The 12,011-nt window shown below is 50.4% G+C and carries 10 protein-coding genes; 6 read left to right on the plus strand and 4 right to left on the minus strand.

Annotated elements, in window-relative coordinates; all coding sequences use genetic code 11:
* From VAE48_RS01540 to queG, 3 genes are all read left to right on the plus strand, one after another.
* The coding region (locus VAE48_RS01540; protein ID WP_322791546.1) for a M23 family metallopeptidase at positions 1–980 on the plus strand (980 nt) is incomplete at its 5' end.
* Between the two features lie 100 nt (positions 981–1,080).
* Positions 1,081–1,803, plus strand: coding sequence for an NBR1-Ig-like domain-containing protein (locus VAE48_RS01545; protein ID WP_322791547.1), 723 nt, complete (start codon positions 1,081–1,083; stop codon positions 1,801–1,803).
* Positions 1,804–1,814: 11 nt separating this feature from the next.
* Positions 1,815–2,978: a tRNA epoxyqueuosine(34) reductase QueG gene (gene queG / locus VAE48_RS01550; RefSeq protein ID WP_322791548.1), complete on the plus strand. Its 1,164-nt coding sequence runs from the start codon at positions 1,815–1,817 to the stop codon at positions 2,976–2,978.
* Positions 2,979–2,988: 10 nt separating this feature from the next.
* Here the strand turns inward: queG and VAE48_RS01555 are convergent, their stop codons facing one another.
* The 4 genes from VAE48_RS01555 to VAE48_RS01570 form a co-directional block, all read right to left on the minus strand.
* On the minus strand, positions 2,989–4,356 hold the full coding sequence (locus VAE48_RS01555) for a hypothetical protein (protein ID WP_322791549.1): 1,368 nt from the start codon (positions 4,354–4,356) through the stop codon (positions 2,989–2,991).
* Positions 4,353–5,081 carry a TIGR03943 family putative permease subunit gene (locus VAE48_RS01560; protein ID WP_322791550.1) on the minus strand — a complete coding sequence of 243 codons (729 nt, stop codon included), beginning with the start codon at positions 5,079–5,081 and terminating at the stop codon, positions 4,353–4,355. The genes VAE48_RS01555 and VAE48_RS01560 overlap by 4 nt, the downstream gene beginning before the upstream one ends.
* Positions 5,082–5,083: 2 nt before the next feature.
* Positions 5,084–6,151: a permease gene (locus VAE48_RS01565; protein ID WP_322791551.1), complete on the minus strand. Its 1,068-nt coding sequence runs from the start codon at positions 6,149–6,151 to the stop codon at positions 5,084–5,086.
* 124 nt (positions 6,152–6,275) lie between these two features.
* Positions 6,276–7,013, minus strand: coding sequence for a LysM peptidoglycan-binding domain-containing protein (locus tag VAE48_RS01570; RefSeq protein WP_322791552.1), 738 nt, complete (start codon positions 7,011–7,013; stop codon positions 6,276–6,278).
* Between the two features lie 196 nt (positions 7,014–7,209).
* On the opposite strand from VAE48_RS01570, the gene VAE48_RS01575 reads away from it, so the two are divergent.
* From VAE48_RS01575 to VAE48_RS01585, 3 genes are read left to right on the plus strand one after another with little or no spacing between them, the layout of a single operon-like run.
* On the plus strand, positions 7,210–7,545 hold the full coding sequence (locus VAE48_RS01575) for an STAS domain-containing protein (protein ID WP_322791553.1): 336 nt from the start codon (positions 7,210–7,212) through the stop codon (positions 7,543–7,545).
* 18 nt (positions 7,546–7,563) lie between these two features.
* A complete protein-coding gene (locus VAE48_RS01580) occupies positions 7,564–7,980 on the plus strand; it encodes an ATP-binding protein (protein WP_322791554.1) in 417 nt (138 codons plus the stop codon).
* Positions 7,980–11,846 carry a GAF domain-containing protein gene (locus tag VAE48_RS01585; RefSeq protein ID WP_322791555.1) on the plus strand — a complete coding sequence of 1,289 codons (3,867 nt, stop codon included), beginning with the start codon at positions 7,980–7,982 and terminating at the stop codon, positions 11,844–11,846. The genes VAE48_RS01580 and VAE48_RS01585 overlap by 1 nt, the downstream gene beginning before the upstream one ends.
* The last annotated feature ends 165 nt before the right edge of the window (positions 11,847–12,011 follow it).

A 12,011-nucleotide genomic window follows, 5' to 3' on the forward strand; every position in this document is an offset into this window, starting at 1 on the left:
CCATCGCCACACCCCTACCCGATACCAATCTTTCTTCCCCAAATACGGAAACGGCCTGGCAGGCTTTAGAAGCCGAAGAGCCGCTTAAATTCACCTTCCCAACACCGGCAGATCCGCCAATTTCTCTTTGGCGTCCACCGCTTTACGAGGTACCATGGGCGGTCGATCCTCACGATCATTTCTACTTCATTCGCCCAATTGCCGCCGATGAAGTCAACTGGCCGCTGGCAGATTACCGCTACGGTTATTATTTTACCGGTACAAATATTGTCCACACCGGCATTGATATTGATGCCAAACGCGGTACGCCGGTGATCGCAGCTGCAGACGGTACGGTTGTTTGGGCCGGGATTGGACTTTACAAAGGACCCGATTCGCCGGATGATCCCTACGGGATTGCGGTCGCCATCCGTCATAATTTTGGATTTGATCGCCGTCAGTTATACACCATCTACGCTCACATGGACCGCGTGGATGTTTCGGTCGGGCAAACTGTGAGAGCGGGTGATCAATTGGGCATCGTCGGAAACACCGGTTTTACCACCGGCCCTCACCTGCATTTTGAAGTCAGACTGGAGCGAAACAGTTACTATGTTTCGCGCAATCCCGAACTCTGGTTGGCACCTCCACAGGGGTGGGGTGTTCTGGTCGGGAGGTGGATGAAAGCCGACGGATCTCTCATCCGCCTGCTGGATGTGCGGGTTTCATCATCTGAGCTTAAGCGAAGTTGGGTGGTACGAACTTACGCACCCGAAAGCGTCAACAGTGATGATTATTATCGCGAGAATCTGGTGCTGAGCGACCTGCCGGCCGGTGAATACAACCTTCAGTTTTCTTATAACGAAACCGATTACCAGACTCGTTTCAGAATTAACCCCGGAGCAATCACCTACCTCACCTTTCGCGAAGGATACGGTTTTTCCAATCGTCTTCCCAATTCTTCTTCGGATACTCCAGTTTGGCAACCTGTTGAGCCATAAAACCTTGACAATTTGAGTGGCTCAGTACAGAATCGAGGGATTGTCTGCCAGCCAAATGGCAAGTATCATTGAGAAAGATTTAAGAATTGGAGGAAGAATTATGATCATCAAAAAATTTCTGAAACAGGCGGCCATGGGAGCACTGCTGTTAAGCTTGCTGCTCTCGGCTTGCAGCCGTTCAGAGGCTACACCAACAACCGACCCCGCTATGATTTTCACACAGGCTGCCGAAACAGTCGCCGCCGGTTTGACTCAGACTGCCGCCAGCATGCCAACCGCCACCCCTACAGTGACTTTACCGCCTACCAACACCCCTGAACCGACTCAGGCAGTTTCTCCCACCAGCGCCGAAACACCTACCGCCACCATTCCACCAACCGCTACTCGTCCGTCGGTAGCAGACCGGGCGGACTTTGTCAGCCAGTCCCCCCTTGACGGCACGGCAATGTACCCGGAGCAGCCCTTTACCCTGACCTGGACGGTGAAAAACGTGGGGACAACCACCTGGACAACTGCCTATCAAGTGCGATTCTTTTTGGGAGATGCCACATTACGATTTGGAGCATCGGATTTTCGTTTTCCCAAGGAAGTCAAGCCCAATGAAAACTTAGATCTGGTGTTGAGCATGAAAGCTCCCACCAAAGCCGGCGATTACACCACCATTTGGGTCTTGACCAATGCCGAAGGACAAAATTTTTATACCCTGACCCTGAACATTAAGGTTTCTGGTAGCGTACCCACTCCAACCCCGACGACTGCTCCTGCCACCAACACCCCGCCACCGGCCCCGACTGAAACGGAAACACCTTCACCCACTCCGTAATCCGCCTCCAGATGGCACAGGTTTCGCAAAACATCAAAGAGTTCATCAAAGCCGAGGCATCCCGTCTCGGCTTTGATCTCGTTGGATTTACGGATCCATCACCTCCGGCCTCATTTACGGTTTATCAAAACTGGTTAGCGCAGGGTCTGCATGGCGAAATGACATATCTTTCACGACCGGATGCCGTTGCCCGCCGCGCCGATCCTCGCCTGATTTTGCCCGGTGTCAAGAGCATTATTGTGGCCGCCATGCGTTATCCGCGTCCCGAAGATGCCCCACAAGCCGCTGCTCAACCCAGCGGGAAAATTGCTGCTTATGCATGGGGGGAAGATTACCACAACATCATCCCCTCGCGTTTGAGTGAACTTGTTGTTTCCTTACAACAAAACCACGGGCTTTCTTTCGAATGGAAAATTTATACCGACAGCGGACCCGTTCTGGAAAGGGATTTAGCCCAACGCGCCGGTCTGGGATGGATCGGTAAAAACACCTGTTTGATCCATCCGCGCATGGGGTCTTATTTTTTGCTGGGTGAACTGTTCATCACCCTCGCTATTGAACCCGACCCGCCCTTCTCATTGGACCTTTGCGGTACCTGTCAGCGTTGCATTCAAGCCTGTCCAACCCGTTGCATCCTGCCGAACCGGACACTGGATGCCCGGCGGTGTATCTCCTACCTGACGATTGAAAACAAAGGCGGGATTCCAATCGAATTACGTCCGGCTCTTGACCAGTGGGTTTTTGGTTGTGATATTTGCCAACAGGTTTGTCCGTGGAATATTCGCTTTGCTTCCCCGCAGCATGATCCGGCTTTCTCAGCCAGAGACAACACCGCCCGCCCAGTTCTGACTCAAGAGATTTGTTTATCATCAGCCCAGTTCAAGCAAAAATTCAAGCAGAGTTCCATCCAACGGGCAAAAAGGCGCGGTTATTTGCGGAATATCGCAGTTGCACTCGGCAATTTAGGCGATGAGAAAAACCTGCCAGAACTGGCCGATTGCCTGAAAAAAGAGAGCGAACCTCTGGCTCGCGCTCATGCAGCGTGGGCCATTGGTCAGATTGGAAATCAGCAAGCCTGGATTGTATTGCAAGACGCTCTGCTTTCCGAAACCAACCCGCAAGTCATTGAAGAAATTCGTCTTGCACTGAGCCGATTTCCCGCAGATACAGGTTGACCTTAATTCCTCACGGCATCCATTGGGGGAACACACCATTTTCAAACAGGGTTTCGATCCTTTGATCCGCGCGGTGCCATATGAGAATTTTGGGCGAATCGTTTGACTGGCTCAAATTAATTTGTTGAAACACCACCCTCTGCCCGTCTGGCGACCATTGATAAGAGGAATAATTCATCTGCGAGTCATTCGTGATCTGCAAGATCGGTTTACCGTTGCGGTCAAACAACCACAATTGTTTTCCCTCCTGGCGGCTTTGGGTTTGAATTCCACACACCACCAGCTCGCCGTCCGGTGACCACATCGGCAAGGAAACCCCTAATACTTCAAATGAATCGTCAAAAAAGCGGCTTACAGAACGGGTTTGCAAATCCAAACGGAACAGGGTGCTGATCGGAATTGTTCCCTCCCCATCCCAATCGGCAACAATCAAGGTGCTGCCATCCGGTGACCAGCTGCCCCGGCCGGCTACCCGGCTGGGAATGATGGAACTGCTGCCATCCTCCAAATTGACCAGACGAATGGCTTGTTCTCCAAAATCATAAAACGAAACCATTGAACCGTCGGGGGAGAAAACCGCCAGAGAACCGTATAAGCCGGGATTATTAAACAGCAAATTGATCGAACCATTTTCCACATCAATGATGTAGATTTTTCCAATACCTTCAACCAGACTGGCGGTCAGTCCGCTCTCATAACGGGTATATGCGATATAGCGGCCATCTGCAGTCCAGGTCGGTTCGATGCAGGCATAATCACCGCACTCTGCCAGTACCTTTTCCTCCGAGCCATCGCGATTAATTAAGACAAGGTCACTGCCATCACGGAGGTTGATTCTGGAATAGACAATTTTTTCTCCATCCGGTGAAACAGCAAAATCAAAAACCCGGCCGGCGCTGGTAGTAATCGCATGTTTCTCGCCGGTCAGCGGGTCTAATTGCAGTAATTCCGGTGAATAGAGCGGGTCGCTCAGGAAGACCAGCGAAGCGGGACGGATCCGTAAATCCACCTCAAACGGCTGACGCAGCAACCTGCCATCCCGGCTGCGCGCCCCTTCTGCCAATACCAGTTTCAGCAAGGTTCCTTCGCCCAGCGTGGAATTGGGGAAAAACCGAATGGTGCGGTCGTCCAGCCAGCGCCATTTTCCCTGCCATACCGGCTCAAAAGAGAGCCTGCTTTCGACCGAAAACCGTTCCATCTCCTGTTGAAATCGCACCTCAACCGGTCCACGCCCACCAATCATTCCACTTTCGGAAGGAAAAACGATTTGCGGTTCCGGCAATCCGATTTGATAGCTGACCAGTGCCAGGACCGCCAGCGCCAGCGCCAGCACCGCCATCGTCAACAATGTGATTTTCTCAAACCGACCCAGTTTCATGGAAAGAGATACGGTTGTTCAGGCTGAGGGACGGCCTCAACCGATTCGGCAAGAATTACGGGGAATAATCGCTCATCCCGCTCGATTAAGTCAATTTTGCCCTGCACACGCACCCAGTTGTGTTCTTTGAGCACGGCAGCCTGCGGGTATTCAACAATCATCCCCAGGGCAGTCGCATCTGCCACACAGCAGGTAATGGTAAATCGCCCCACCATGAATTGATTGGCCGTCAAGCGCCCATCCGAAAACACAAATCCCGTAACATCAACCGGCTGACCAACAAATTGCTGTACATTCTCACTGAAACTGAATAAACGGATCCAGTCGAGCACTGTTCGTTCGGTAGGGCTAAGTGATAGGATACTGGCGGTATCCTCAATGCGTGCGGAGAGGGGTGCATCAATGCTGATCCCCCGGTTAGCCACCGCAGATGGGCTTAACGGCCTGGCTGGAATGAGAAAACCAATCAGTATTGGGATCGCCAGCCACCACATATTTAATCCAGGATTATCCGCCATGGTTTGATCATCACCTTGACCAGATATGCGTTCCGCATAAAGTACTTGCGCAAGAACGACAAATAACAAGCCAGCAAAAAACACCAAAAACACAAAACGCTGGTTGATATACAGCAGAATGCTGCCATTCCAAACCCGGCTGAGTAAGTACAGCCCCATCAGCGCCAAAATCAAAGCTTGAAAACTTCTTCCAGCCCGTGCAGTCACCGTCACCTCATCCACAGGTTAATTGCCACACTGGAAACCAGCGTAAGCAGCCACGGCAAGATAACCAAAACCACTACGGTTCGCCGCCTGAAAACCCGCAGGTACATCAAAGTGGCTTTGATATCCACCATTGGCCCATAAACCAGAAAAGCCAGCACCGCTCCAGTGGAAAAAGTACCCGTAAAAGCCAGTGCAATAAACGAATCCACCGTGGAACATACTGAAAGCAGCATAGCCAGCATGGAGAGTACAATCACCGAAAGAACCGGACCCTGTCCCAACGCTAGCAGCCAGGTTTGCGGAACAACGGTCTGCATCAGAGCAGCCAGTAAAGCCCCGATGACCAAAAAACGCCCCATCTCGAAAAATTCATCCCCGGCAATGAGCATGATTTTTTTTAATTTTTCTTTCAAGGATAGTGGCTGTTCTTGATTTTCGTGTTCAAGATGAAAATGGAAGGAATGTGTCCCTTCTACATTAACCGAACGGATGATTCGGGTTGAGTCGGGCTCAATCATAAACAACAAGCCAACCCCAACCGCAATGAGTAAAGTGAACGCAAAGCGAAGCCAAAAAATGGGGGTATTACCAAAAGCCGCAAAAGTGCTGGCAATTACAATCGGGTTTATCACCGGCGCTGCCAGCAAGAAGGCTATCCCAACCGGTACCGGAATACCCTTTGTCATTAAACGGCGCGCCAGCGGAATACTGCCACATTCACACACTGGAAAGAACAAGCCGAGCAATCCACCTAATCCAACAGCAAGAAAGCGATTGCGTGGCAACAAACGGCTCAGTTCATTTGCGCTAAAAAATACCTCCACCACTCCGGAAGCAAGTGTCCCTAACAGTAGATATGGAGCAGCTTCTATAAATATTCCTAAAAAAACTGCGGAAAAATTACTCACCCCATCTACAACTGCTAAAAGCAACACTCCCTGCCAGTTGAAGACTTGTTGCAGGCGGGCGATAACCGCCAGCATCAACACCGCGATCAAAACAAATAAAGGGAAACGCGGTAACAAGCGGACCGCCCAACCCGGACTGGCGGTGTGGGTATGTTCTTGCATGGGTCTTTAGATATACTCCAAATGCCGATTTCGAGGGAGATTTATACCATATTATGGTTAGGAAAAAATTAAGGGGCTTTCACTTTTTTCAAAAAGCCCCTTTATCGTCACCTTCAAAAAATCATCAGGAACCGCTGGTCGGTGATGGCGTTGCAGTTGGCTGCTGAGCACCAGCCGTTGGGGTCAATGTTGGCGGACGGGTTGGTGTGGGTGTGACCAGATTCACCCGCACGATTAGAGTTTGCCCGGCGGAAATGAGATTTTTATCCGTGATTTTGTTTTGAAGCATGATGTCATCAACCGTGGAATTGAACAGCGAGGCAATATAATCCAGTGTATCTCCGGTTTTGACCACATACTCAATGCGTGTCCCGCGCGGCAAACCAGTGGGGAGCGGTGTTTCAGTTGGCAAAGTCTGATTGGGCGCCGGGATGAGAATTTTATCTCCCTCACGAATTGGGCACTGTCCGGCGGGGAAGTTATTCAACGCCAGCAGCACCAGTAAATCCACTTCATACTTGACTGCCAGATCAAAACAGGTATCACCGCTTTGCACCGTGTATTCAAATGGCCCCGAAGGCGTAAATGTTAACGTCGGTGTGGGCGTTTCGGTTTCGGTTGGTGTCATCGTCACGGTTGCAGTTGGCGGCACCGGGCTTGGGGTGAGCGTGGAGGTGGCTGTGGGTGTGGGCGAGGAAAACAGGGCAATTTGCGGCCGGCTCCCTCCGCTGACCCACAAAATAATCAGGATGATCCCCATCAAAACCAGCAACCCCGCCAAACCCCACGTAAGGTAGGGCATCATCTTCTGGCGTTTGCGATAGGAATCGATTACGCTTTGAGGCGAATTTTTTCCACTCATGATTTTTCCTGCTCCATTTCCGGGTTTAGGATTATTCTCCGGTGAGATTGGGATGGTGATTACAGGATCACGAGAAGTATTCTACACTAAAAAGCAAGAATTGGGATAGCCTTGATTTTGTCAAGCACTTCGGCATGAACTGTCATGATATAATTTACACAACGAATGTTTAATCTAAAATCACTGGAGGAAATCCATGGAAATTAATCACACAGAATTCAAGCGCTGTGATGTGGTAAAAGTATCCGGTCGCGTGGATAGTTCCACTGCTCCTCGTCTTGCCGAGAAAATCAACGAAATCACTGACGCGGGGCGTTTTCGGATTGTTTTAGACCTCCAGGATTTGGATTTCATCTCCAGTGCCGGCTTGAGGGTTTTGATCGGCGCTCAAAAAACCTGCAAACGCTATAACCGTGGCGAGGTCGTTTTGGCGAACGTTCAACCGAACATCCTTTCCGCTCTTGATCTTGCGGGTTTTACTCCCTTCTTCAAGATTTTTGACGATACCGTCTCGGCGGTGGGTAACTTTTAAGGTACAGGTTTTGGATTAATGCCCACCTTCGTTTTTCCGGGCAAATATGAAAGCCTGGCTAAAATTGCAGAACTGGTTCAAATTGCTACCCGAGAATTTGGGCTGGATTCTTGTGCTGCTTACGGTGTAGAAACAGCCGTAGATGAGGCCTGTTCCAATATCATTGAACATGCTTACGGTGGAGAAGATCGAGGTGAAATCGAGTTTTCATACGAAATCACCGCAAACTCCTTGATTATCACTTTGCGAGATCACGGAAAGAAATTCAAACCCAAAAAGATCGAAAAACCAAAAAAGAATGTCCCTCTGAAAAATCGTTCAGACCATGGATTGGGATTGTATTTCATTCACCAGTGGATGGATGAAGTCCATTATGATCATCGTGAAGGCTACAACATCCTTACACTGATCAAGAACAAAGGCACAATGAGTTAATGAGCCCCGCTCCCAGGCAGACGATTAAACCGGATTGGAAAGAGTTTCTCCGCTTCGGTGAAGAGCTGCTGGCACAGCCTGCCGTGGCAAGTCAGTGTGAATGGATTTGCCAATGGATCGAAACCAAATTGACGGCTAGCGCTGAGTTATGGCTGGCAAAACCATTTTATCCGTTGCCGGGCGAAAACAATTTAAAGACGATCCCGGCGGATGATACCCCCGCCATTGTGCAGGAATGCTATTCGAAGCGAAAGACAGTCCTGGATACTCCTTTATCCCACTCTGCACCCCACACAAAAGAACTCCCTCTGAAAATAGCCGTACCTCTCGTAACCCAAAATAATCTTTTGGGAGTATTGCTTGTCTGGCGCTCCAGCGAAGTCCCCTTCAGCAAGTCTGAAATCGAATATATAGAAGGAATTGCCTCTCATGCAGCACTGGCCATGCAGGTGCTTCGGCAGGCAATCATCAAAAAATGGCGTCTTGAACAATTATCGCTGGTGCGGAAAGTCAGTTCTGAGGTAACCCGGCTGCGTGATATCGATCAATTTTGCCAGCACCTGAGCAATACTATTCTGGAAAAATTTAATTATTTTCTGGTTTCTATTTATACCTTCGATCCGCTTGCCAAGATCTTGATTCATCGCGCCAGTGCTTCAAAGATTAAAGAAATTACCGGCCAGCTGGCATCACTCCATATCCATCCCGGACAAGGGATAATCGGCCAGGTAGCCGAGAGTGGTGTAGAAGTCATTGCCCAACGAGTTGACAGCGACCCTCATTACCGTTCACTGCCGGGTTTGGAAGCCGTTCAAGCCGAGGCCGCCATTCCCATTCAAATTGGCAATCGCATTTTGGGTGTGCTTGACCTGCAAAGTGATGAGAAAGATGCCTTCCATGATGTTGATCTGGTAGTCCTCCATGCCCTGGCGGACTATCTGGCATTCGCACTAGAAGGCATGCAGCTGATTAACGGGTTAGAAAAACGCACTCAGCAAATCTCTGCACTGTTGGATATCACGCACAAGCTCACCTCGATTCTGGATTTTGACGAGTTGCTGGAAGAGGTAGTCAAGGCCATCCAGCAGCACTTCGGCTATCCGTACGTGCATATTTTCATTCTCCACCCCGGTAGAAGAAAATTGATTTACGAGGCTGGCAGCGGCGCTCGCAGTCAGGCTTTAGAGGAAAATCAGGTCATGTACGATTGGGATGACCCGCACGGCATTATCCCATGGGTAGCACGCACCGGCCAAACCTTACTGGCTAATGATGTCAATCAGGAACCCCTTTACCGCCCATCCACCCTTCCCCCAGCCGATACCCGAGCTGAGCTGGCTATCCCGCTGGCTTATGCCGGCGAAATCCTCGGAGTTTTGGACTTACAGTCCGATCAGGTTAACAGTTTCGATATTCGCGATATCCCTCTGCTGGAGTCACTGGGTTCCACAATCGCTATCGCTATTCGCAATGCGCGGTTGTACCGCTCCGAGGTGTGGCGGCGTCAGGTTGCCGACTCATTCCGCGAAATTGCCGGACTTGTTTCTGCGAATGTGGCTTTGCCGGATTTGCTGGAAAGGATTCTCAACGAGGTTGACCGCAGCCTGCCATGTGAAGCAACGGCAATCTGGTTGATTCAGCCCGGCAGCGAGATGAATGAAACTCCGAATCTGATGCTGGCTGCTGTACATGGCGCTCCTGCCGATAAAGTGTGGGAGGTGATTGAATCCAACCCTCAAGCCCGTCATTATTTGCTGGAAGCATTGAAGGCGACTTCTCCGTTGATCCGCCAGCCAACCGACCCCATCGGTCCGCTGGGCAAAGCGCTCGATTTTCCCTCTGATTATTCTTCGCTGGCAGCCCCTTTACGCGCCGGAGATGAACCCCTGGGGTTATTGACCATCGCCCACCACCTGCCCGGACGGTATGGAAGTGAAGCCAGTTTAATCACCATGACTTTTGCAAACCATGCCGCAGTTGCAATCCAAAACAATCGTCTATTCATGGTTTCTCAAGAACAGGCGTGGATTTCAACCATCCTTTTACAAATTGCGGAAGCAACCCAGGGAACCCAGAACGTCGAAGAACTGCTGGATACCATGGCAAGGCTGACACCCATGCTGGTAGGGGTAAGAAAATGCGCCTTTTTCGTCTGGGACGAAAACCGTCAGGTCTTTACCCTGCTCTCCGAGCATGGGCTGAACCTAGCTTACAAACCTGGAACACTCACCTATGATCTTTCTATCCCCCTCGTAGCAAAACTGGTCGAAACCCGCGAAATTATTTTTATACAGAACGTTTCCGAAGAGTTACACCTGGCTGAAGCGGGGGTGGATGAAGAGAGTGGCACACTGGTCATATTGCCGATGATCTCCCGCGGGCGGTTGCTGGGTGCCTTTTTAGTTGCCCACACACCGGAAAACAATTTACACTCTAATCGAATTTTCGATCAGCAAACGCTGGATTTGCTGCAAGGAATCGCCCGTCAAACTGCCTTAGCCATGGAAAACCTGATGCTGATTGAAGCCCGACAGGAAGAGGCTTATGTTACAGCTGTAATGCTTCAGGTTGCCCAGGCAGTGGTCAGCCAGAATAATCTGGAGGATATTCTCGACACAATCGTCCACCTGATGCCCATTCTGGTCGGCATTGACTCATGTGTTATTTACTTATGGGAAGAACATCTGGAACTCTTCCGCACTGCCAAAGTGTTCACCGGTTCACAGCGGGAAGAAATGATGATCGAAGGGGAAACTTATCGTCTCGGTGAATTTCCGTTGCTTGATGCGGTTCTGGAAAGCGAACAGCTCATCGCCTGCAAAACCACCAAAACCGATTTTTCAATTCAAAACTGGAAAACCCTCGATTGCCTGCTGCCCGCAGAAGAGATTGAACGACAATACGACCCCCAGGATCAATGGGTGCTCGGTGTGCCGCTATCGGTAAAGGGTGAATTTTACGGGGTACTGGTTGCCAGCGAATCCAACGTGCCGCTTTCATTCCATGACCGGCGGCTGGAAATCCTCTCTGGAATCGCCCAACAGGTATCGTTAGCCATTCAAAATGACCGCCTGAACCGGGAGATGATTCAACGCGAGCGGTTAGAGCGGGAAATTCAACTTGCCCGTCAAATTCAGAAAACCTTTTTGCCGCATCGCCTGCCGAAAGTTCCCGGCTGGGAATTGGATATCCACTGGCAGACCGCTCGCGAGGTGGGTGGAGATTTTTACGATGTCTTCCGCATCAAAGGGGATCGCTTTGGCGTTGTGATTGCCGATGTGTCCGATAAGGGCATGCCGGCCGCTTTATATATGACCGTCACCAAAACCCTGATACGCGCTTTTTCACAAAATGCCGAATCTCCCGCCCGCGTCCTGGAAAGGGTTAATCGGGCGCTAACTTTTGAGCCTCAAAACACAATGTTCGTGACGGCGGTCTTTGTCATTTTCAACGCTGAAGACGGCACCTTAAGATACGCAAACGCCGGTCATAATTTACCTTTCATTCTGCGTCATGCAAATGGTTCTGTTGAGGAATTTCCCAAAGGGGGCATGGCACTCGGTGTTTATGCCTCGAACAAATTAAGTGATCATGTGCTTTCCATTGAAGCGGGAGACTGGCTGATATTTTACACCGATGGCGTAACCGAAAGTTTTTCACCCGCCGGGGAAACCTTTGGTGAGCAACGTTTGCGAGCAATTCTCGCACAAGCCCCCAAGAGCAGCCCGGCTGTTTTCCTTGAGTTTATTCGCGAACAACTGACCGCTTTTCGTGAAGGCACTCCGCCGAGTGACGATCTCACACTGGTGGTTCTTCACCGTTTGTTATCGGGAGAAAAACCAGAAGAACCCGGCAGCCCTGCCTAGCTGGCATCAAAAATGCACCATCACCCTCAAATCAGGATGATGACAGCATGCAACCAGATAAATTGCTTATTCACCAAAGAACAATGCCCACCAGACATCCACATTGCGAATTGGAGAGGGGGTGGGTTCTGGTTGAATGTTTACCGAGCTTTGCGGAGTACCTTC

Source organism: Bellilinea sp. (genome assembly GCF_034432615.1).
Taxonomy (GTDB): Bacteria; Chloroflexota; Anaerolineae; order Anaerolineales; family Anaerolineaceae; genus Bellilinea.

Bases quoted from the DNA above. Each gene is read 5' to 3' on its own strand.
- VAE48_RS01545 (WP_322791547.1), top strand. From the start codon at position 1,081: ATGATCATCAAAAAATTTCTGAAACAGGCGGCCATGGGAGCACTGCTG.
- queG (WP_322791548.1), top strand. From the start codon at position 1,815: ATGGCACAGGTTTCGCAAAACATCAAAGAGTTCATCAAAGCCGAGGCA.
- VAE48_RS01555 (WP_322791549.1), bottom strand. From the start codon at position 4,356: ATGAAACTGGGTCGGTTTGAGAAAATCACATTGTTGACGATGGCGGTG.
- VAE48_RS01565 (WP_322791551.1), bottom strand. From the start codon at position 6,151: ATGCAAGAACATACCCACACCGCCAGTCCGGGTTGGGCGGTCCGCTTG.
- VAE48_RS01570 (WP_322791552.1), bottom strand. From the start codon at position 7,013: ATGAGTGGAAAAAATTCGCCTCAAAGCGTAATCGATTCCTATCGCAAA.
- VAE48_RS01575 (WP_322791553.1), top strand. From the start codon at position 7,210: ATGGAAATTAATCACACAGAATTCAAGCGCTGTGATGTGGTAAAAGTA.
- VAE48_RS01580 (WP_322791554.1), top strand. From the start codon at position 7,564: ATGCCCACCTTCGTTTTTCCGGGCAAATATGAAAGCCTGGCTAAAATT.
- VAE48_RS01585 (WP_322791555.1), top strand. From the start codon at position 7,980: ATGAGCCCCGCTCCCAGGCAGACGATTAAACCGGATTGGAAAGAGTTT.